The sequence below is a fragment of the Nonomuraea sp. NPDC052129 genome (assembly GCF_040680095.1).
In the GTDB taxonomy this organism is placed as follows: domain Bacteria; phylum Actinomycetota; class Actinomycetes; order Streptosporangiales; family Streptosporangiaceae; genus Nonomuraea.
In genome coordinates this window covers 149,958-170,743 of record NZ_JBFAVX010000022.1, presented here as the reverse complement: position 1 = coordinate 170,743, position 20,786 = coordinate 149,958, and the positions used below count along the sequence as shown (strand labels likewise).

Annotated in this window: 20 protein-coding genes and 1 pseudogene; 11 read left to right on the top strand and 10 right to left on the bottom strand. The window is 70.2% G+C overall.

Annotation, left to right across the window (positions count from 1 at the left end; all coding sequences use genetic code 11):
• The first annotated feature begins 5 nt into the window (after positions 1 to 5).
• Complete coding sequence (locus AB0L53_RS37730) at positions 6 to 1,091, top strand: extracellular solute-binding protein (protein WP_364004666.1); 1,086 nt, start codon at positions 6 to 8, stop codon at positions 1,089 to 1,091.
• Between the two features lie 173 nt (positions 1,092 to 1,264).
• On the top strand, positions 1,265 to 2,473 hold the full coding sequence (locus AB0L53_RS37725; protein WP_364004663.1) for a saccharopine dehydrogenase C-terminal domain-containing protein: 1,209 nt from the start codon (positions 1,265 to 1,267) through the stop codon (positions 2,471 to 2,473).
• A 44-nt stretch (positions 2,474 to 2,517) separates the two neighbouring features.
• Here AB0L53_RS37725 and AB0L53_RS37720 read toward each other — a convergent pair whose 3' ends face one another.
• Both AB0L53_RS37720 and gabT read right to left on the bottom strand, forming a co-directional pair.
• The gene (locus AB0L53_RS37720; RefSeq protein ID WP_358534906.1) at positions 2,518 to 2,694 is read right to left on the bottom strand and encodes a hypothetical protein; all 177 of its coding nucleotides are present in this window, start codon (positions 2,692 to 2,694) and stop codon (positions 2,518 to 2,520) included.
• A 231-nt stretch (positions 2,695 to 2,925) separates the two neighbouring features.
• Positions 2,926 to 4,254 (bottom strand): 4-aminobutyrate--2-oxoglutarate transaminase, encoded by a 1,329-nt coding sequence (gene gabT / locus AB0L53_RS37715; RefSeq protein WP_364004659.1) that lies wholly within the window; start codon positions 4,252 to 4,254, stop codon positions 2,926 to 2,928.
• 89 nt (positions 4,255 to 4,343) lie between these two features.
• Between gabT and AB0L53_RS37710 the strand changes: the two genes are divergently transcribed.
• On the top strand, positions 4,344 to 5,927 hold the full coding sequence (locus AB0L53_RS37710; protein WP_364004656.1) for a PucR family transcriptional regulator: 1,584 nt from the start codon (positions 4,344 to 4,346) through the stop codon (positions 5,925 to 5,927).
• Here the strand turns inward: AB0L53_RS37710 and AB0L53_RS37705 are convergent.
• Entirely contained in the window at positions 5,878 to 6,510 is a 633-nt protein-coding gene (locus AB0L53_RS37705; protein ID WP_357946438.1) for a TetR/AcrR family transcriptional regulator, read from the bottom strand. The two genes, AB0L53_RS37710 and AB0L53_RS37705, sit on opposite strands and share 50 nt — an antisense overlap.
• A 232-nt stretch (positions 6,511 to 6,742) precedes the next feature.
• Between AB0L53_RS37705 and AB0L53_RS37700 the strand changes: the two genes are divergently transcribed.
• Entirely contained in the window at positions 6,743 to 8,170 is a 1,428-nt protein-coding gene (locus tag AB0L53_RS37700) for an aldehyde dehydrogenase family protein (protein ID WP_364004653.1), read from the top strand.
• Here AB0L53_RS37700 and AB0L53_RS37695 read toward each other — a convergent pair whose 3' ends face one another.
• Together AB0L53_RS37695 and AB0L53_RS37690 are read right to left on the bottom strand one after the other, a co-directional pair.
• Complete coding sequence (locus AB0L53_RS37695; protein ID WP_364004650.1) at positions 8,171 to 9,259, bottom strand: hypothetical protein; 1,089 nt, start codon at positions 9,257 to 9,259, stop codon at positions 8,171 to 8,173.
• Between the two features lie 56 nt (positions 9,260 to 9,315).
• Positions 9,316 to 10,296: a trypsin-like peptidase domain-containing protein gene (locus AB0L53_RS37690; RefSeq protein ID WP_364004647.1), complete on the bottom strand. Its 981-nt coding sequence runs from the start codon at positions 10,294 to 10,296 to the stop codon at positions 9,316 to 9,318.
• A 197-nt stretch (positions 10,297 to 10,493) separates the two neighbouring features.
• Here AB0L53_RS37690 and dxr point away from each other — a divergent pair, with 197 nt between their 5' ends.
• The 5 genes and pseudogenes from dxr to AB0L53_RS37665 all read left to right on the top strand — a co-directional run.
• Positions 10,494 to 11,687 (top strand): 1-deoxy-D-xylulose-5-phosphate reductoisomerase, encoded by a 1,194-nt coding sequence (gene dxr / locus AB0L53_RS37685; RefSeq protein WP_364004644.1) that lies wholly within the window; start codon positions 10,494 to 10,496, stop codon positions 11,685 to 11,687.
• Between the two features lie 79 nt (positions 11,688 to 11,766).
• Complete coding sequence (gene ispG / locus AB0L53_RS37680) at positions 11,767 to 12,918, top strand: flavodoxin-dependent (E)-4-hydroxy-3-methylbut-2-enyl-diphosphate synthase (protein WP_357946451.1); 1,152 nt, start codon at positions 11,767 to 11,769, stop codon at positions 12,916 to 12,918.
• Positions 12,919 to 13,386: 468 nt separating this feature from the next.
• Positions 13,387 to 14,814 carry an alpha/beta hydrolase gene (locus AB0L53_RS37675; protein WP_364004640.1) on the top strand — a complete coding sequence of 476 codons (1,428 nt, stop codon included), beginning with the start codon at positions 13,387 to 13,389 and terminating at the stop codon, positions 14,812 to 14,814.
• A gap of 36 nt (positions 14,815 to 14,850) precedes the next feature.
• Positions 14,851 to 15,693 (top strand): GNAT family N-acetyltransferase, encoded by an 843-nt coding sequence (locus AB0L53_RS37670; RefSeq protein WP_357948106.1) that lies wholly within the window; start codon positions 14,851 to 14,853, stop codon positions 15,691 to 15,693.
• Between the two features lie 118 nt (positions 15,694 to 15,811).
• Positions 15,812 to 15,913: pseudogene (locus AB0L53_RS37665) on the top strand (AraC family transcriptional regulator); the annotation flags it as partial.
• Positions 15,914 to 15,963: 50 nt separating this feature from the next.
• Here the strand turns inward: AB0L53_RS37665 and AB0L53_RS37660 are convergent.
• Together AB0L53_RS37660 and AB0L53_RS37655 are read right to left on the bottom strand one after the other, a co-directional pair.
• Positions 15,964 to 16,752 carry an SDR family oxidoreductase gene (locus AB0L53_RS37660; RefSeq protein ID WP_364004637.1) on the bottom strand — a complete coding sequence of 263 codons (789 nt, stop codon included), beginning with the start codon at positions 16,750 to 16,752 and terminating at the stop codon, positions 15,964 to 15,966.
• 19 nt (positions 16,753 to 16,771) lie between these two features.
• A complete protein-coding gene (locus AB0L53_RS37655; protein ID WP_364004634.1) occupies positions 16,772 to 17,443 on the bottom strand; it encodes an NAD(P)H-dependent oxidoreductase in 672 nt (223 codons plus the stop codon).
• A gap of 96 nt (positions 17,444 to 17,539) precedes the next feature.
• Here AB0L53_RS37655 and AB0L53_RS37650 point away from each other — a divergent pair, with 96 nt between their 5' ends.
• Positions 17,540 to 18,049, top strand: a complete 510-nt coding sequence (locus AB0L53_RS37650; protein WP_364004631.1) for a MarR family winged helix-turn-helix transcriptional regulator — start codon at positions 17,540 to 17,542, stop codon at positions 18,047 to 18,049.
• A gap of 135 nt (positions 18,050 to 18,184) precedes the next feature.
• Here AB0L53_RS37650 and AB0L53_RS37645 read toward each other — a convergent pair whose 3' ends face one another.
• From AB0L53_RS37645 to AB0L53_RS37635, 3 genes are all read right to left on the bottom strand, one after another.
• Entirely contained in the window at positions 18,185 to 18,562 is a 378-nt protein-coding gene (locus tag AB0L53_RS37645; RefSeq protein ID WP_364004628.1) for a DUF3037 domain-containing protein, read from the bottom strand.
• Positions 18,559 to 19,371 carry a HipA family kinase gene (locus AB0L53_RS37640; protein ID WP_364004625.1) on the bottom strand — a complete coding sequence of 271 codons (813 nt, stop codon included), beginning with the start codon at positions 19,369 to 19,371 and terminating at the stop codon, positions 18,559 to 18,561. The genes AB0L53_RS37645 and AB0L53_RS37640 overlap by 4 nt, the downstream gene beginning before the upstream one ends.
• A gap of 96 nt (positions 19,372 to 19,467) precedes the next feature.
• Positions 19,468 to 19,998, bottom strand: a complete 531-nt coding sequence (locus tag AB0L53_RS37635) for a hypothetical protein (protein ID WP_364004622.1) — start codon at positions 19,996 to 19,998, stop codon at positions 19,468 to 19,470.
• A 141-nt stretch (positions 19,999 to 20,139) separates the two neighbouring features.
• On the opposite strand from AB0L53_RS37635, the gene AB0L53_RS37630 reads away from it, so the two are divergent.
• A complete protein-coding gene (locus AB0L53_RS37630) occupies positions 20,140 to 20,721 on the top strand; it encodes a TetR/AcrR family transcriptional regulator (protein ID WP_364004619.1) in 582 nt (193 codons plus the stop codon).
• Positions 20,722 to 20,786: the final 65 nt, after the last annotated feature.

Genomic DNA, 20,786 nt, shown 5'->3' with positions numbered 1-20,786 from the left:
TGGCCATGACAGCTCTGATCGCCAGCATGGGGGCGGCGGTCCCATCGCCGAAGAAGACCCCGTCCCCGACCCCCACCCCGTCGGCGAGTCCGACGCAGGGCGACGGCACGCTGCAGATCCTCACCTACCGTGGCTACGCCGAATACGGCGGCACCAGCCCCAGGGTCAACTGGGTGGGCGACTTCGAGAAGACGACCGGCTGCCGCATCGCCCGCCTCGACACCGTGCAGACCGCCGACGACATGAAGAGGGCCGTCGACCAGCGCTCATACGACGTGATCTCGGCGGGCCCGGTGCTGGCCGCCTCGATGATCGAGGCCAAGCAGGTGCAGCCCATCGAGCCGGCCAAGGTCACCGGTTACGACGACCTGACCAAGCGCTTTCGCGACATGACCAAGGTGTCGGGCAAGGTCTACGGCGTGCCGTACCTGTGGGGGTTCCACGAGTTCCTCTACGACTCGACCAGGGTCAAGGACGGCGGCCTCAAGCAGGTCTTCCAGTCCGACCGGGTCTCGCTCAAGGAGGGCCCGCTGACCATCGCCGACGCGGCGCTCACCGACGGCAGCGTGGACGACCCCTTCGAGCTGACCAAGAGCCAGCTGGACCGGGCGATGTCGCTGCTGGGCGAGCACAAGGGCCGCACCTACTGGAAGAACCCGCTCGACCTGGTCAAGGGCTTCGCCACGGGCTCGCTCGACTACGCCCAGGCCACGCCGTACTACCGCCTGCTCCTGCAGAAGGCCGGCAAGCCGATCAAGGCGGTCAGCGCGCGCAAGACGACCGGCTGGCTCGACTCCTGGATGCTCGGCGCGAACATCCCCAACACCGACTGCGCCTACCGCTGGCTGAGCTGGATGGCGGCGGCGTCGGCGCAGCGTGACGCGGCCGCCTGGGTCGGGCTGGCGCCGGCCAACCCCAAGGCATGCAAAGGGCGGGCCAAGCAGATGTGCGACGCGTACGGGGCCGACAAGCCGAAGTGGCTCGACCGGGTTGCCTTCGCCGCTCGGCCGCCGGGGGGTTGCCGGGGATCTGAGGGGGAATGCACTGATTACGACACATGGACCGAACAGTGGGGCACACTGGTGAATTGAGCGGGGGCTGCTTTACCCACACATGACTTTCGCCGCAGGCTCGCCCCGTCCCCCCGCTGGGGCCGTGCCTGCAGAGACGCCCCGGGCCTCCCCCCCGCTCCGGGGCGTCTCGCTTTTCCGGAGGACTGGCCGAAAATTCGACTGAATGACCAGTCAGTGAGTATGTTCTGCTCATGAGAATCCTTCTGGTCGGCGCCGGCGGCGTCGGCTCCGCCGTCGTGCCCATCGCCGCGCGCCGAGATTTCTTCGAACACATCGTGGTTGCCGACTCCCAACAGAGCCGGGCGGCGCGAGCCGTCGCCGGCGTGGACGATCCGCGCTTCAGCCCGATCAGCCTCGACGCCGCTGATCGGGCGGCGGTGGCGGCGGCGCTCCGGGAGCACCGGTGCGACGTGCTGTTCAACGCCGTCGATCCGCGGTTCACGATGCCGCTGTTCGAGGCGGCGCTGGCGGCCGGGGCGGACTACCTGGACATGGCGATGTCGCTGTCCAGGCCGCACTCCAGCCGGCCGTACGAGATGCCGGGGGTGAAGCTGGGCGACGAGCAGTTCGCGCGCGACGACGAGTGGCGGGCGCGGGACCGGCTCGCGCTCGTCGGGATGGGCGTGGAGCCGGGGCTGGCCGACGTGTTCGCCCGCTACGCCGCCGACCACCTGTTCGACGGCATCGACGAGATCGGCGTCAGGGACGGCTCGAACCTGGTCGTGGACGGCTACGACTTCGCGCCGACGTTCTCCATCTGGACGACGATCGAGGAGTGTCTCAACCCGCCCATCGTCTGGGAGGACGGGCGGTGGCACACGACCGAACCGTTCAGCGAGCCCGAGGTGTTCGACTTCCCCGAGGGCATCGGTCCCGTGGAGTGCGTGAACGTCGAGCACGAGGAGGTGCTGCTCGTGCCCCGCTGGATCCCGGTGAAGCGGGTGACGTTCAAGTACGGGCTGGGCGAGGAGTTCATCGGTGTGCTCAAGACCCTGCGCAAGCTCGGGCTGGACAGCGCCGACAAGATCAGGGTGGGCGGTGCCGACGTGGCGCCGCGTGATCTGGTGGCGGCGAGCCTGCCCGACCCGGCCACCCTCGGTGACCGGATGCACGGCAAGACGTGCGCGGGCACCTGGGTGAAGGGCACCGGCAAGGACGGCGGGCCCCGCGAGGTGTACCTCTATCACGTGGTCGACAACGCCTGGTCGATGCGCGAGTACGGCTCGCAGGCCGTTGTCTGGCAGACCGCCGTCCACCCCGTGGTCGCGCTGGAGCTGCTGGCTCGCGGTGCCTGGAAGGGCACGGGCGTGCTGGGGCCGGAGGCGTTCGACGCGGTGCCGTTCCTCGACCTGCTGACCGAGTACGGCTCGCCCTGGCGGATCCGCGAGGAGGCCGCCTGACGCCGTCTCTGGCGCGCGGAAAAGCTCTGGCGCGCGGGAAAGGCTCAGCGCGCGGGGAAGGCGACCACCGTGGCCATCGGCGCCGGGATGAGCGCTTCGGCGCAGTCGGCGCAGGCCAGCACGGGAGAGTCGTCGGGGAAGCGCCCGACGCGGACGCGCGGCCTGGGCCATCTCTTGTGGCAGACCACGCAGGCTTCGCCCTCGAGCTGCGCTCGGCTCAAACCATCAGGGTCGAACGTCAACATTCTCTGTGCCGTTCCTGTCGGACCCCAGTTCATCATGCTCCCAGCAGCGGTAGGCCACTCGTATACCGGATCCGTTATAAGCCCGGGCGCGCTCCTGATCGTCTAGGGCAGCGTCAAGCCCGGGTGAATTCTCTACCCGGCTCACACGCCTTACACCTACAAAAACGGGCATCCAGCCACAAGCTGGATGCCCGTTTCGCGCGTTTCCTACAGTTCAGCGAAAGCTTTCTCCAGGATGCCGAGACCCTCCTCAAGGAGGTGCTCGGGCATGACCAGCGGCGGCAGGAAGCGCAGCACGTTGCCGTACGTGCCCGCGGTGAGCACCAGCAGGCCCTCCGCGTGGCAGCGCCGGACGACCTCGGCGAGCGCGGCCGGGTTCGGCTCCTTCGTGCCCGGCTGGACCAGCTCGACGGCGATCATCGCGCCGCGGCCGCGCACGTCGCCGATCACGTCGAAGCGCTCGCGCAGCGCGTGGAGGCGGGGGAGCATGATCTCGCCGATGCGGCGGGCCTTGGCGACCAGGTCCTCCTCGGCGATGGTCTCCAGCACGCCCAGCGCGGCGGCGCAGGCGACCGGGTTGCCGCCGTACGTGCCGCCGAGGCCGCCGGAGTGCACCTTGTCCATGATCTCCGCACGGCCGGTGACGGCGGCGAGCGGGAGGCCGCCCGCGATGCCCTTGGCGGTGGTGATGAGGTCGGGCACGATGCCCTCGTCCTCGCAGGCGAACATCTGCCCGGTACGGGCGAAGCCGGTCTGCACCTCGTCGGCGACGAACACGATGCCGTTGTCCCGGCAGAACTCGGCGATCCTCGGTAGGAAGCCCTTGGCCGGTTCGATGAACCCGCCTTCGCCGGCGATCGGCTCAATCACCACGGCGGCGACGTTCTCGGCGCCGATCTGCTTGACGATCATGTCGATGGCCTGCGCGGCGGCCTCCTCCGCGCAGTTCTCCGGGCCCGTCGGCCAGCGGAACGGGTAGGCCAGCGGCACCCGGTACACCTCCGGCGCGAACGGGCCGAAGCCCTGCTTGTAGGGCAGGTTCTTGGCCGTCAGCGTCATGGTCAGCAGCGTGCGGCCGTGGTAGCCGTGGTCGAACACGACGACCGCCGGGCGGCCCGTGGCGTGCCTGGCGATCTTGACGGCGTTCTCGACGGCCTCGGCGCCGGTGTTCAGCAGGACCGTTCGCTTCTCGTGGTCGCCGGGGGTCAGCTCGTTGAGCTTCTCGCAGACCTCCACGTACGACTCGTACGGGGTGACCATGAAACAGGTGTGGGTGAAGTCGGCGACCTGCTCCTGGACCCGCTCGACCACCTTGGGCGCGGCGTTGCCGACGCTGGTCACGGCGATGCCGGAGCCGAAGTCGATCAGCGAGTTGCCGTCGGCGTCCTGGACGACGCCGCCGCCGGCGCGCGTCACGAAGACCGGCAGCGCGGTGCCGATGCCCGGGGGCACGGCGGCCTGCTTGCGGGCCAGCAACTCCTGCGATTTCGGGCCTGGGATCGCGGTGACGAGACGACGCTCCTGCGGAATGCTCATGCGCCCGACGCTACGCCGGGCGCTCACCTGGTCCGATGCGTCGATATGTCACACTGGAGTGCCCGTCTTTGCCGGAATGGACAACTCGTATGGCGCCTTCACTGCGGACCGTGGTGCGACGGACCGGGTTGCGGCCGCTGGTCGGCACCTTGGACTCGGTCGTGCGCTGGGTGGCCGTCAGCGAGCTGGAGGATCCCACGCCCTACCTGGAGGGCGACGAACTCCTCCTGACCACGGGCATGCGCCTGGAAGGCGACTTTTCGCAATATGTCGCCCGCCTCGTGGCACGGGGCGTGGCCGGGCTCGCCCTCGGTGTCGGGCTCTCGCACCAGGAGGTGCCGCCCGCCCTCCTGGAGGCGGCCACCGCGGCCGGGCTGCCGCTGCTGGAGGTGCCGCGCGAGACGCCGTTCATCGCGATCGGCAAGGCGGTCAGCGACCTGCTCGCCGCCGAGCAGTACGACGAGATCACCCGTGCCTTCGCCGCCCAGGGCCGCCTCACGCGGGCCGCCCTGCGGACCGAGGGCCCGTACGCGGTCATCGACCGGCTGGCCAAGGAGGTCGGCGGCTGGGCCGCGCTGCTGGACGAGCACGGCGAGGTACGCCACTCCACCCGCGCCGCCAAGGCCGAGGCGGCGGCCCGCGAACTGGCCCGGCTGCGCGGCGAGCACGGCGTCTGGCGGGGCGGCGCGGCGAACGGGCGGCCGCCCGCGAGCCTGGCGCTGTCCGGGCCGGACGAGCACGTCGTCCTGCAGCCGCTGGGCGGGGGGCCGAGGCCGCGCGGGTTCTTCGTGGTCGGGGCGTCCCGGGCGTTCTCGCCCGTCACGCAGACGGTCATCAACGCGGCCGGATCGCTGCTCACGCTGGCCGTCGAGCAGGGCGGCGCCCAGCGGGAGGCCGAGCGCCGGGTGCGCTCGGCCGTACTGGGGCTCCTGCTGGACGGAGGTAAGGGGGAGGGGCGCGCGGGGGCGGCCTGTGTGGAGCGGGCGCGTGCGGTGCTGGCGCCGCTCGGTGGGCGGCTGCCGGAGGAGCCGGTGGTGGTGCTGGCGGTGGCGGGCGACGCGCTCGACGCGGTGGAGCCGCATGCCTTCACCGCCCGCCTCCCTGAAGCCGCTCGCCTCCCTGATACCGCCCGCGTCCCCGAAGCCGTCCGCCTCCCTGATGCCGCTTCGCTCGGGTCGCCGGTCGTGGTGCTCGTGGCCGCGGCGGAGGCCGAGAAAGTGGCCGCGCTCGCCGAGGGGACCGTCGGGATGAGCGCGCCCAGCGCGTACGGTGAGCTGCCCGGCGCGCTCGACCAGGCCCGGCGGGCGTTCGAGAGCGGCCGTGACGGCCTCGTCAGGTTCGCCGACCTGGCCGGCCAGGGGCTGCTGACCCTGCTCGACCCCGCCGCCGCCCAGGCGTTCGCGGCGGCGCTGCTCGCGCCCCTCACCAGGTACGGCTCGCGGGCCGACCTGATCGAGTCGCTGCGCGCCTACATCGGCAGCAACGGCCACTGGGACGCGGCGGCCCAGCGGCTCGGCATCCACCGCCACACGCTCCGCTACCGCATGAAGCGGGTCACCGAACTGCTGGGCCGGGACCTGGACGATCCCGGAGTGCGTGCCGAGCTCTGGATCGCGCTGGCGGCTACTTCTTCTGCCTGTCCACCAGATAGCAGCAGATCGTCGCCGTCGTGACCGCCTCGTAGGTGCGGCCGTCACGCAGGTGACCGGCCCGCTCCAGGCTGATCGCGCCCTGGGCGGCGGCCCACAGCGCGTCGGCGATCTTGCGGGGCTGGGTCGGGACGAGGTACCCGGCGGAGATGCAGTCGGCGATCACCCGGTCGAGGATGTTGAGCGCCGCGCGGGCCAATGTCCTGGCCCGCTCGCTGGGTTCGAAACCGGGGATCGCCCGCTCGAACATCAAGCTGTAGTAACCGGGCTCGGCCAGACACGCCTGACGGTAGGCGGGGCCGAGCGCGGTGAGGTTCTCGAGGGCGTCCCGCCGCTGCGGGACCGCGTCCAGAAAGCGCCGGAAGCGCTCGAACCCCTCCAGGTAGAGGGCCTCCGCCAGCCCTTCCCTGTTGCCGAACATCGTGTAGATGACCGTCGTCGTGCAGCCGGCCTCCGTGGCGATCCTGCGCATGGTCAAGCTCTCGGGGCCGTCGCTGAGCAGCAGGTTGACCGCGACGTCGAGAAGCCGGGAACGCAGTTCGTCATGGGTGGCCCGCTCACCGAGCAAGTAGGCGCCTTGGAGCCCGAGAGGCGCCGAGGAGGTCATGGGGCCACGCCTTTCTGCGTCGGGGGCCCGCCGCGCTGAGGACCCGCACACGATGACTTAGCCAGCCGGGAGAAAGTTCAAACCGCCCTGCATGGTAAACATCCCGAATTAGGTCTACTTCTGTTACATCCTGGGTAGGCAAGGGAGGTTGTACTTAACGGTGAGGTCTGGTGGGGGTCTTGTGCACGGTGGTGTACGTCCCCGATCGTCGCCTTGGCATAACGTCGAGAACATGGACGTGCGTACCTTCTGGCTCGCGGGCCGGCCAGCCACCGGCGACTCCCAGCTCACCGTGACCAATCCCCACGACGGTCGCGACGTCGGCCGCTATTCCGTGCCGACCGACGCCCAGGTCGAGGAGGCCGTCGCGGCCGCTCACGCGGTCGCCGGGCAGGCCGCCGCGCTCCCCGCGCACGTACGCGCCGAAGCGCTGGCCCACCTCTCGCGCCGCATCGCGGAGCGGGCCGACGAGATCGCGCACCTGATCACCGCTGAGAACGGCAAGCCGATCTTCTGGGCCCGGGGCGAGGTCACCCGCGCGATCGCCACCTTTCGCTTCGCCGCCGAGGAGACCCGCCGCTGGTCGGGCGGTGTGCAGCGGCTCGACACCGAGCCCGCCGCCGCCGGGCGCCTGGCGTACGTCTCCCGTCTGCCGTACGGGCCGGTGCTCGCGATCACGCCGTTCAACTTCCCGCTGAACCTGGTCGCCCACAAGGTCGCGCCCGCCATCGCCGTCGGCGCGCCCATCATCGTCAAGCCGGCGCCCGCCACGCCGCTGACCTCGCTCCTGCTCGGCGAGCTCCTGGCCGAGACCGACCTGCCGGCCGGGATGTTCTCCGTGCTGCCGGTCGAGAACGAGCGCGCCTCCGTCCTGGTGGAGGATCCCAGGCTGCCGGTGGTGTCGTTCACCGGCTCCGCGCCGGTCGGCTACGCGATCGCCGACCAGATCCCGCGCAAGCACGTGACGCTCGAACTCGGCGGCAACGCCGCGGCCGTCGTGCTGAGCGACGCCGACCTCGACTGGGCGGCGCAGCGCGTCGCCCTGTTCTCCAACTACCAGGCCGGTCAGAGCTGCATCGCCGTGCAGCGGGTGATCGTCGAGCAGCCCGTCTACGACGCCTTCGTCGAGCGCCTGCTCCCGGCCGTCGCCGGGCTCGTCACCGGCGATCCGGCCGACGAGAAGACGCAGGTCGGACCGCTGGTCTCGGTCCACGCCGCCGAACGCGTCGAGCAGTGGGTCCAGGAGGCGGTCGACGGGGGCGCCCGCGTGCTCGCGGGCGGCACCCGCGAGGGCGCCACGTACGCGCCCACCGTCCTGGCCGACGTGCCCGGCGACGCCAAGGTCCTGCGCGAGGAGGTCTTCGGGCCGGTCATGGTCCTGCAGCCGGCCGCGAACATCGACGAGGCGTACGCGATGGTCAACGACTCCAGGTACGGCCTTCAGGCCGGCGTGTTCACGCGGTCGCTGGACGCGGCCTTCCGGGCCAACCGGGAGCTGGAGGTGGGTGGAGTGATCATCGGCGACGTGCCGTCGTACCGGGCCGACCAGATGCCGTACGGCGGCGTGAAGGACTCCGGCGTCGGCCGCGAGGGCCTGCACTCGGCGATGACGGACTACACCTACGAGAAGGTCATGGTGCTGACCGGCCTGTCGCTCTAGCTATGCCCGCTGGGCCGTGTCGAACAGGGCCTTGGCGGCGTCGCCGAAGTACGGGCCGTACATGGTGCGCTGGTCGTCGCTGTACTTGAAGCTGCTCAGCGACGTGATCTCGCCGGTGCCCGTGGCGGGGTCGAAGCCGGACAGCCACGGGCCGCCGCTGGAGCCCGCCGTCATGTCGCAGCCCAGGCCCTGGTCGCGGGTCTGCTTGTAGGGGTCGCCGTGCAGGCGGCCCGCGCAGTAGACCAAGTGCTCGCCGTCATAGGGCGGGTCGGCCGGGAAGCCGAAGCCGAACGTCTGGCCGCCGCGCGCGCCGTTGAAGGCGATCTGCTGGCCGCCGACCACGTCGGTGACGTGCTGGCTCTCCGCGGTCGTCAGGGCCACCATGCCCACGTCGTAGCTGTCGTCGGCGGAGTGCGCCCACGGGCCGGTGACGAACATGCGGCGGGCGGCGTACTGGCCGTAGGGGTGGCCGCCGCCGTCGCGGTAGCCGGGCACGAACTGCCAGTTGGCCGCCCACTCGCCGGTGCCGTCCTTGACGCAGTGGCCGGCGGTGACCACGAGGTCCCTGCTCGCGCTCTTGACCGTGCTCGCGGAGCACACGAAGTCGATCCCGCTGACGGTCAGGAAGACGCGGCCGGTGGTGCGGGTCACCGCGCCGCCGGTCAGCCAGCGGGAGCCGGACGTGGTGGTCAGGGGCCGGGCCGACTGGAGGCGGGGGACGGGGAGCCGGGCCTTCTCGCTCTCGCGGGTCACTTTCTCGCCGGTCAGGCCGGGTGCCGCGGCGATCCCCGTCTTCTTGGCGAGGCCGCCCAGCAGGCCGTCACGCTTGGTCACGATGCCGAGCATGTCGATCGGCAGGGCGTCGGCCATCCGGGCCGGTGTCCAGTAGTCGAGCACGCGCCGCTGCTCGGCGGGGCTGCGGGCGGCCACGTGCTCGACCACCTCCGTCCGCTTGGCCGTGTGCACGACCTGCTTGGCGACGCGATGGGCGGGGTCATGGTGCTGGACGGGCATGGCGCCGATGAGCGCGGGGCCCATCAGCCCCGTGACGAGCGGTACGGCTGTCAGCAAGGAGGTGCTCAGGCTCATGACCCCCGAGTGTGCACCACAAGATGTGTTCTTGTGACTACTTTCGGTGAATGGCTTCAGAGGACGTTGGTGCTCTGGGCGGCTTGGTAGACGGCTTGGGCCTCTGACCCGAAATAAGGGCCGAACATCCATTTAGCGGCGAAGTTGTATTTGAAGCTGTTGACGGAGTTTTGAGTGCCGAGGCCGGTCGTTTCATTAAAATTCTGGAACCATGGACCGCCGCTCGAACCACCGGTCATGTCGCAAGTCAAACCCTGATCCTTGGACATCAGGAAATCGTCGAACGCGCGGCCGCTGCAGTAGGTCAGCTTCGAGCCGTCGTACGGGGCCGCCGCCGGGTAGCCGAAGGCGTACATCTGCTGGCGCCGCGCCTGGTTGAACGCCACGCCCTGGCCGCCCACGACGTCGGTCAGCGCCTTGCCCTGCAGCGGCGCCACCACGGCGGCGGCGACGTCGAAGTCGATGTCCTCGCCGGCGTTCCACTGCGGGGTGGTCAGCAGCTTGGTGGCCGCCCAGGTGCCGTTCGGGCGGTTGCCCTTGTCGTATCCGGGGACGAACACCCAGTTGGTGTGGAAGGCGCCGCCCATCTTGACGCAGTGGCCCGCGGTGAGCACCACGCTCTTGTTGGCGCTGGTCACGGCCGAGCCGGAGCAGGAGGCGTTGCGTCCCTGGTAGGTGAAGAAGACGCGGCCGGTCGTCTTGGTGATCGCGCCGCCGCGGGTCCAGGCGGAGCCGCCGCTGTTGGCGGCCTGCGCCGCGTTGCCTGGCGCGCTGGTGGGCGGGACCGTGGTGGGCTCGCCAGGGGCGCCCATGGCCGGTTTGGCCTGCTTCTTGGGCGCGGGGGCGTCGAGCGGCTGGGCCGCCTCCATCTTCTGCGGGGTCCAGTAGCGCAGGACGGTCTGCTGCTCGGAGATGGAGTCGGCGGCCGCCTTCTGGGCGGGCTTGGGCCCCGACCGGGCCTGCGCGAGCCCTGCCGGGAGCAGGGCGCCCCCGGCGGTGAGGGTGAGGATGGAAAGCAGAGCGACTCTGCGGCGCATTACGTACCTCCCGAAATCCCGGATCTGAGATTGGAAGGTAGCGGCCCCAATATCCCGATTTCTCAGGATTTGCGCATACGGATATGGGGATATTTGGGCGTTAATGTACTGGAATATCTGGAGTCACAGGCGTTGCCATATTCAGGGACGGGGGAGCCGCGTGCCGGGTCGCTTCCGGCAGCGGGGACAATGGACGGGTGCACGCAGACACCCTCCGCTCCGTCGTCGTCCTCGGCTCCACCGGCTCGATCGGCACCCAGGCACTAGATGTCATCGGCACCGATCCGGGCAGGTTCAGGGTCGCCGGGCTCGCGGCCGGTGGCGGGAAGGTCGAGCTGCTCGCCGAGCAGGCGGCCGAGCACGGCGCCGAGGTGGTGGCCGTGGCCGACGCCGCCGCCGTGCCGGCGCTGAAGGAGGCGCTCGCGGCGCGCGGCGCGAGCCCGGTGGTGCTCGCGGGCCCCGAAGGGGTCGCGGAGGCGGCGGCGTGGCCGTGCGACACGGTGCTCAACGGCATCACCGGCGCGCTCGGCCTGACCTCCACGCTGGTCGCGCTGAAGGCGGGCCGGACACTCGCCCTGGCCAACAAGGAGTCGCTGATCATCGGCGGGCCGCTGGTCAAGCGGCTGGCCGCGCCGGGGCAGATCCTGCCCGTCGACTCAGAGCACTCGGCCGTGCAGCAGTGCCTGTGGGCCAGTGGTCCCGACGGTCACCGGCCCGAGGCGGTCAAGCGGCTGGTCATCACCGCGAGCGGCGGGCCGTTCAGGGGGCGCAAGCGCGCGGACCTGTTCGACGTCACGCCCGAGATGGCCCTGGCGCACCCCACCTGGTCCATGGGCCCCATGATCACCATCAACTCGGCCACCCTGGTCAACAAGGGGCTGGAGGTTATTGAGGCGCACCTGCTGTTCGACATCGGCTTCGACCGGATCGAGGTCGTGGTGCACCCTCAGTCGATCATCCACTCCATGGTCGAGTACATCGACGGCTCCACCATCGCCCAGGCCAGCCCGCCCGACATGCGGCTGCCCATCGCGCTCGCGCTCGGCCACCCCGAGCGGATCGCGGGCGCCGCGGCCCCCATCGACTGGACCCGGGCCCAGGAATGGACCTTCGAGCCGCTCGACGACGATGCCTTCCCCGCCGTCGCGCTGGCCAGGCACGTCGGCACCGAGGGCGGCACCGCGCCCGCGGTCTACAACGCGGCCAATGAGGCGTGCCTGGAGGCGTTCATCGGCGGCGGGCTGCGGTTCCCGGCTATCGTCGACACGGTCGCCAAGGTCGTCGAAGAGCACCGGGTGACCCCCGCGGACTCGGTCGAGGAGGTGCTCGCCGCCGACGCCTGGGCTCGCACCCGCGCGAGCGAGCTCGTACGGGGCGCGGCCGGCGGATGAGACCTGGGACGGAGCTCACAGCCCGGCAGTCCCACGGGCTACCTACACTGGATACCGTTACCGAAACTCAAGGGTTGAAATGTCTTCTGTAGCACTCGGCATCCCCACGGTCCGTCCCAAGCCGCTCGCCCAACGCCGGCACTCCCGCCAGATCATGGTCGGCGGCGTCCCGGTCGGTGGCGACGCGCCGGTCTCCGTGCAGTCGATGACCACCACGGTGACCGCCGACATCAACGCCACCTTGCAGCAGATCGCCGAGCTGACCGCTTCGGGCTGCCAGATCGTGCGGGTGGCCGTGCCGTCGCAGGACGACGCTGACGCGCTGCCCGTCATCGCCCGCAAGTCGCAGATCCCGGTCATCGCCGACATTCACTTCCAGCCGAAGTACGTGTTCGCGGCCATCGAGGCGGGCTGCGCGGCGGTGCGCGTCAACCCCGGCAACATCAAGAAATTTGATGACAAGGTGGGCGAGATTGCGCGGGCCGCGGCCGATCATGGCGTGCCGATCCGCATCGGCGTCAACGCCGGCTCGCTCGACCCCCGGTTGCTGCAGAAGTACGGCAAGGCGACCCCGGAGGCGCTGACCGAGTCGGCGCTGTGGGAGTGCTCGCTGTTCGAGGAGCACGGGTTCCGCGACATCAAGATCTCGGTCAAGCACAACGACCCCGTCGTCATGATCAACGCGTACCGGCTGCTGGCCGCCCAGTGCGACTACCCGCTGCACCTGGGCGTGACCGAGGCCGGTCCGGCCTTCCAGGGCACGATCAAGTCGGCGGTCGCGTTCGGCGCGCTGCTGGCGGAGGGCATCGGCGACACCATCCGCGTCTCGCTGTCGGCGCCGCCGGTCGAGGAGGTCAAGGTCGGCACGCAGATCCTGGAGTCGCTCGGGCTGCGGGAGCGCGGGCTGGAGATCGTCTCGTGCCCGTCGTGCGGGCGGGCCCAGGTCGACGTCTACACGCTGGCGGAGCAGGTGCAGGCGGGGCTCGAGGGGCTGAAGGTGCCGCTGCGGGTGGCCGTGATGGGCTGCGTCGTCAACGGGCCGGGGGAGGCCCGCGAGGCCGACCTGGGCGTGGCCTCGGGCAACGGCAAGGGGCAGATCTTCGTCAAGGGCGAGGTCGTGAAGACGGTCCCCGAGTCGCAGATCGTCGAGACCCTGATCGACGAGGCCCTGCGCATCGCCGACTCGATGGGCATCGCCCTCGATGGCGAGCCTGAGGTTGTCGTCGGCTGATTTAGACCCATATTTTTTTTACGGCTCAGCCCGGTTGGCCCCAGACGCCGACCGGGCTGAGCCCTGTCCAGGGACACGCTCCTCCGGTGGAGACGGCGCGCCGCCGTGACGTGCGCACTCTTGGCCAGTGGCGGGGCAAACCGGGCACCCCGGCTGTCCACGAGTGCGTTACGGCGTGCAATTGGGCGATTACAGAATGGTAAGCGTTCTTCCATACCCAGCGTCATGACTCGGTTACTCAGAGACCATCGGTCTGCCAATCGAATGGGAGGCCGTGTGAAGCGGGTCGTAAGAGTGGTCGTCGGGATGGCGATGCTGGTGCCGGTGGTCGGGGGAGCGAGTAGCGCCGTGGCCGCCGGGAGCGCCGTGAGTTCAGGATTGGACTGGGGGCCCTGCCCGGCGGCGTCTCCGGCGTCGTCATCGGAGACGGCCGATTCCGGGACGGTCATCAGTCGGTCCGCGCCCCCGGTGAGCGGTGTCGAGTGCGCCTCCGTACGGGTGCCGCTCGACTACAACGAGCCGGCGGGGCAGTCGATCACGCTGGCCCTCAACCGGATCAAGGCCAAGGTGCCGCGCGACGGCGACTACCTGGGCCCGCTGCTGGTCAACCCCGGCGGGCCGGGCGCCTCGGGCCGGTCGCTGGCCGAGTACGTGTCGGCGACGCTCTCGCAGAAGGCCGCCGACCGTTACGACATCATCGGCTTCGACCCGCGCGGCGTGGGCAACAGCGAGCCCGCCATGCACTGCGTCGACCCCGCCGTCTACTACGCCCCACCCAGGCCCGACGCGGTGCCGCGCGATGAGGAAGACGAGAAGGTGCTGCTCGGCAGGGCCAGCGAATACGCCAGCCGCTGCGGCGACCTGTACGCGTGGCTGCTGCCCCACCTGACCACCGAGAACACCGCCCGCGACATGGACAGCATCCGCGCGGCCCTCGGCGAGTCGCAGATCAGCTTCCTCGGCTACTCCTACGGCACCTATATCGGCGCCATCTACGCCACGCTGTTCCCCGACCGGGTCAAGCACCTCGTCCTGGACAGCACGGTCGACCCGGACGGCGTCTGGTACAAGGCCAACCTGTCCCAGGACCGCGCCTTCGAGCGCAGGCACCGCGCCTTCCTGGCCTGGACCGCCAAGAACAACGCCGTCTACAAGCTCGGCGGCTCGCTCACCCAGACCTCGTTCGCCTGGTACGCGATGCGCTCCAGGCTGCACGACCGCCCGGCCGCCGGGGTGGTCGGCCCGAGCGAACTCGATGACACGTTCACCGTGGCCGGCTACTCCGACAGGATCTGGCCCGACCTGGCCGCCGCCTGGTCCAGGTACGTGCGGCAGGGCGACGGGAAGGCACTGGTCGACGTCTACAACAAGTACGGCAAGCCGGACGCCGACGAGGAGAACGGCTACGCCATCTACCTGAGCGTGCAGTGCCGCGACGTCCAGTGGCCCAAGTCCTGGGACAAGTGGCGGACGGACATGACCCGGGTGTACCGGCAGGCGCCGTTCCTCACCTGGTCCAACGCCTGGTACAACGCCCCGTGCGCGTTCTGGTCCGTGCCGGGCGGCACTCCGGTCAAGATCAACGCGTCCAAGCGGCTGCCCCCGATCCTGATGATCCAGTCGAAGGACGACGCCGCGACGCCGTACCAGGGCGCCCTGAACATGCGCAAGCTGTTCCCGAGCGCCCGCATGGTCGTTGACGCGGGCGGCAACCACGGGTCCTCGCTTTCGGGGAACCAGTGCGTGGACCGCCACCTGGTCACGTACCTGGTCGACGGCACGGTGCCGCGGCGCACCGCCAACTGTGACAAACTGCCGACGCCCAAGCCAACGGCCCATATGGCGGCCGTTAGCCCTCTAGGTCACGAAAGGCGCACCGAGCTCCTCGCCAGATGAGCTATTCGGTGGTCGTTCGCGTAGTCTGACCATGTGATGCTGCGTACATCGGCGTCGCGTGTGCTCGATGACAGCGACCGGGACGAAGCCCTTGCCTTGCTCGACTTCGATCCGGTCGCCAACGTCTTCGTCTCCTCCCGGGTGCGGACCGTCGGACTCAATCCGGCGCGGCTGGGCGGGCAGATGTGGGGGTTCGGGCCGCGCGGCGGGCTTGTCTCGCTCTGCTACGCGGGGGCAAACATGGTGCCGGTCAACGCCGGTCCCGAAGCCGTGCACGCCTTCGCCGACCGCGCCCGCAAGCAGGGCCGCCGCTGCTCGTCCATCGTGGGCCCCGCCGATGCGGTCTCACTGCTGTGGGAGCGCCTGGAGCCGTACTGGGGCCGGGCCCGCACGATCCGCTGGGCACAGCCGGTCATGGCCACCTCGCGCAGGTCGCCCGTGCCCGCCGACCCGCTGGTCCGGCGGGTCCGCCCGGACCAGTTCGAGACCCTGCTGCCGGCCTGCGTGTCGATGTTCACCGAGGAAGTGGGCGTCTCGCCCAACCTCGGCGACGGCGGCGCCCTCTACCGGACCAGGGTGGCCGAGCTGATCCGCATCGGCAGGTCCTATGCGCGCATCGACGACGGCCGCGTGGTGTTCAAGGCCGAGGTCGGCGCGGTCACTCCCCATGCCTGCCAGATCCAGGGGGTGTGGGTCGACCCCGCGCTGCGCGGCCAGGGACACGCGGTGGCCGGGATGGCCGCGGTGGTGGACGCCGCCCTGGATTGCTTCGCTCCGGTGGTCTCGCTGTACGTCAACGACTTCAACCACTCGGCGCGGGCGGTCTACCGGAAGGTGGGCTTCCACGAGGTGGACACGTTCATGTCCGTCCTGTTCTAGCCATGATCTTGGTGATGGGGATCTGGGAGTCGCTGGTCAAGGTGTGACCGCGGGTGACGGTGACTCTGTCAGTGCAATGGCGCGTGCGCCCTTGCCGCCGCGGGACTCCTCGACGGCCAGCGCGGGGCTCAGCGGCGGGCTCGACCTGTGCCTGCACCTGGTCCGCCGTGACCTTGGCGCGCATGTGGCCAACCAGCTCGCCCGCCGTCTGGTGGTCCCCGCCCGCCCGGCCGGGCGGGGAGCACGTTCGTGTGGTGCGGGTTGGGGCTGCTATCCGCCGATGTGCGGTGCGCGTGCGGCGGCGGAGCCGTCCCGGATCACCTCGCCGGTGAGGTTGCCGTTGGCTCCCGAGCCCAGGAAGACGATGAGGTTGGCCACGTCGTCGGAGTGGGAGAGCCTGCGGGTGGGGGTGGCGGCGGCGAGGGCGTCGGTGACGAAAGCCGGGATGTCGGGGCGGCTGTCGGTCAGGGTGAAGCCCGGTGCCACGACGTTGACCAGGATCCCGTCCGGGCCGCCGTTCCAGGCCAGGCTACGGGCGAGCCCGTACAGGCCCGATTTGGCGGTGCCGTAGGGGCCCGGGCCGGGCAGGCCCTCCTCCGCGACGCTCGAGGAGATCAGCACGATACGGCCCCAGCCCTTGGCGCGCATGCCGGACAGGACCGCGCGGACCGTGGCCGCGGTTCCGATCAGGTTGGCGCCGATCATCGCGTCCCACTCCTGCAGCGGGACGTCCTCGAAGCGGAGGCTGGGGTCGGGCGGGCCGTCGCCGCCCCAGCGCACGGCATTGGCGATGAGGACGTCGATACCTCCCCAGCGCTCTATGACGCTCGCGACAGCTTGGTCGATGGTGGGCAGGTCTTCGAGGTCGAGTCGGACGATGTGCGCCTGCCCGCCGGAGGACTCCACGTCGGCGGCCACCTTCTCGGCGCTGCTGGGGTTGTTGCGGTAGGTGATCGCCACCCGGGCGCCTTCGCGCCCGAAGGCGCGGGCGGTCGCGGCTCCTATGCCGGTCGACGCGCCGGTGATCAGGACCACGCGGCCGTTGAGATCTGTGTTCATGATGCGATTTCCTCTCGAGTCAGGTTGCGGACGGGATCTCGGCGCGGGCTCGGGTCGCCAGGGCGTGCACCGCGTCGAGCGCCGCGGTATGGGAGGCCTCGTGCTGGTCGCGGAACTGGGCGAGGAAGGGCATGACCGTGGCATGCGTGAGCTCGGCATGGACGAACTCCACGTCGTCCAGCCCGAGCACGGAGAAGTAGGCGCGCAGGTAGGGCTCCTGGAAGTCGAACTGCTCGCGGGGCATGCCCGGGCCGTAGCCCCCGCCGCGCGCGCTCAGCACCACGGCCGACTTGCCCTTGAGCGGCAGCCAGGGCAGGGTCACGCGGTCGATCCACGCCTTGAGCGCGGCGGGCACCGTGAAGTTGTACATCGGCACGCCCAGGAGCAGGACGTCGGCCGCGAGGAGCTGTTCCACCAGCGGACGGGTGGCCGCCCAGCTCCTGGCCAGTTCGGGGGCGGTCGCGGCCACCTTGTCCATGGCCTCGATGTCGCGCACCCCGTTCACGGATGACTGGGTGGCGAGGTGGACCCGGTTCTCGTCGATGGGTGGCACCGGGTCCGCCACGAGGTCGCGGTAGGTGTAGATGCCGTCGGGATGGGTGGCCCGCCAGCCGGTCACGAAGGTCCTTCCGAGCCTGCGCGAGAACGAGTCGCTGCGTCCGCTGGCGTCCAGATGCAGGAGATGCGTCACAAGATTGCCTCACATTCAAGATGGTCTGGAATCGCAATCAATATAGAGCAAGATAGTTTCAAGTCAAGAACATATGAGTTTGGTATCATGCTGGGCATGGCCAACGCTCCCCACCCGGAAGGCTCGCCCGGCAGCTGGTTGCACCAGGACCTGCACTGGCTGTTCGCGCGGCTGAAGCAGGGCCTGGCCACAGCCGAGAGCGCGGCCGTACGTGAGCACGGCATGACCCTGTGGGGCTACACGGTCTTGATGGCCATCGTTGAAGCCCCTGCCAGCTCCCAGCTCGCTCTCGCCCAGGCCGTATCGGTCGACAAGAGCAAGCTGGTCCTCATCCTCGACGAACTGGAAAGCGCTGGCCTGGTGCGCCGCCGGCCGGACCCCGCCGACCGCAGGGCCCGCATCATCGAGGTCACCACTGAAGGCAGCCACGCCCTCAAAGCCGCCCGCGCCGCCATAGAGGCGATCGAGGACCGGCTCTTGGCCGACCTCGCCCCCTCGGCGCGGAACTCTCTGCAGAGCGCGCTACAACATCTCGTCGGCGAGCCCATCGCGAGGGTTGAGGACGGACGGCCACACGAAACCGCCTGCGCCCCCGACTCAGCCTGACCGCGGCCGGAGCCCATTCTCGGCGTCCTCGACGCCGCACTCCCGAAATCCGGTGAGGCGCGGATATCGGTCCGGTGTACCTTGCTGGCGCGGCCGTCTGGGGTCAGGGCCGTCTGGGGTCAGGGCCGTCTGGGGTCAGGGCCGGACCAGTTTGTCGAAGAGTCTGGCCAGCTCGGTGTCCGGGTCGGTGGTGAGACCGGCGTGGACCGGGCCGGTCTGCACGATGGTGCTGCGCGGTGCTGTCAGCCAGCGGAACCTTCCGCCGAGTGACTCCTTGGCCAGCGGTCCGGCCTCCTCGCCGCAGGCCAGTTCATAGGCACTGAGCGCCTGCCGTACACCGTCGATGTCCACAGCCGGGTCGAGGGCGCGCAGCCGGGTCGCGTCGAGATCGACCCGCGCGCAGAGGTAGTCGCGTGGCTGGCAGTAGAGCAGCACACCCGCGTTGATCAGCTCGCCGCGCTCGACGCGCGGCATCACGCGGATCACCGCGTACTCGTAGACGTCCCTGCTCATCGGTCGCCTCCCCGCCAGAACTCGCCGACGGAGGCCGGGCCCGTGGGTTCGCCGACCGGGGTCTCGGGTGGTCTCAGCCACTCGTACGGTGCCCGCGCGCGCTGGAGCAGGTGGTCGACATAGGCGTCGCGGACGGCCTGCGCCGAGTCGAAGCCGGGTTCGTCGTCGAGCCATTCGTCGGGCACCAGCGCGGTGACGGTCTCCAGGAGCTCGGGAGTGATCTTCGCGGACAGCTCGGCCGCCGCGGTCTCAAGGTGAGTCGCGAACGGCGCCAGCACATGGTCTCCCACATCGAACGGCCGTCGCGGGTCGGCCGTCCGCCAGTTGTGGTGGAACCAGAGCGCCGCGCCATGGTCGATCAGCCAGATGTCGCGGTGCCAGAGGAGCAGGTTGGGGTTGCGCCAGCTGCGGTCGACGTTGTGGATCAGGCCGTCGAACCAGACCACCCGCGAGGCGAACATCCGGTCGGGCGTCCACGTCAGCGGCTCGAACCCGAGGGAGCCGGGCAGGAAGTCGATCGCCAGGTTGAGGCCGGTGCTCGCCTTGAGCAGGTCCTGCACCTCCTCGTCGGGCTCCCGGATGGCGATCTGCGGGTCGAGGTCGATCAGCTTGATCTCGGGAGTACGGAGTTCGAGCCGCCTGGCCAGCTCACCCGAGATGATCTCCGCCACGAGCACGCGGCGGCCCTGGCCCGCTCCCCGGAACTTCACCACGTAGGTGCCGAGATCATCCGCCTCGACCACGCCCGGCAGCGATCCGCCCTCGCGCAACGGCGTCACATAACGGGTCGCCGCGATCTTATCCAGCACGACACGAGGCTATCGCCCTGTGTGAGCACTTCCGCCCCGCTACCTGACCGACCGGCGCGCACGGCCATGGTCGTGTGCGTGTCCTCGCGCGGCTGGTCAGACGCGGGCTCGGATGGCGGAGAGCATGACGCGGCGGATCAGGCCGCTGCCGAGGCGGATGACGATCCAGTAGCGGCGGAAGGCGCGGCGGGCGTCGGGGCTGGTGGCCAGGACCCTGGTCTCGGTGATCAGGCGGACGCGCCCCGGCCCCGCGTCGTCCAGCAGGAAGCTGAACGTCGCCTTCGCGTACCCGGGCTGGTCGAAGGCGCGGAACGCGGTCACGTCGCCGATCGCCGGGGTGCGCTCGGCGCGCCCCAGACGCCACCACTGGCCGACCGTCCCGACGACGAGCTCCCGCATCGGGTCCTCGGCCAGCGGGGTGAAGTTGGGCAGGTTCCGCTTCGGCTGGTCAGTGGGGGAGCGGTCGATCAGCCGCCGGAGGGCGATCAGCGGCTTGGCCAGGCGGACGTCCTTCGGGTCCGGGTGCGTGATCGCCTGCCAGACGCGGTCGCGGGAGGCGTTGATCACGATCGAGTGCCGCTCCGCCGCGTCCGGGCGGGGGATGAAGTCGTCTACCAGCGTCGGCATGGGGGGCTCCTCACGCTCGGGGCCTGCTCGCGGCCTCCATACGGTTGCGTATGGAGGCGACTATACGCCACCGTATGGAAGGCTGTCGGAGCGGGGACGGTGTCCGTCGGCGGGGTGCGGTCGAGCGAGGGGAGGCGTGGGGTGGCTGAGCGAGGAAAACGCGGAGTGGCGGAGCGGTTGGGGCCGGACGACTGGGCGAGGGCCGCGCTGGCGGCGCTCGCGGAGGGTGGCCTGGGCGCGGTGGCGGTGGAGCCTGTCGCGGTACGGCTCGGCGTCTCGAAGGGCAGCTTCTACTGGCACTTCGCCAACCGCCGAGCCCTGGTCGAGGCGGCCCTGGCGCACTGGGAGGCCGGGACCGAGCGCGTCATCGCCCGGCTGGAGTCGCTCGACGAGCCGGTGGCGCGTATGCGGACCCTGCTGGACCTGGCTTTCGGTGACGCGGAGAACGCGGCGATCTCGTTCCGGCTGATCAGCGAGGTGGACGATCCGCTGGTCGGCGAGGTGGTGCGGCGGGTGAGCCGGCGCCGCCTGGACTTCATGCAGGAGGTACTGCGGGAGCTCGGCCAGCCGGAGGAGGAGGCGCGCAGGCGAGTGCTGGCGGCCTACGGCGGCTACCTCGGACTGGCCGCCCTCGTGCGCATCGGGGCGGTCGACGAGGTGCCGGGCTCCCTGGTCGACCTGGCCATGGCCGAACTGGGCCTGCCCCAGGCCGCCCCCTCCTGACGACGACGCCCCTCACAAAACCGCTCAAGCCGGGCTCCCGGCACCGTCGATCGGACTGCTCCCGG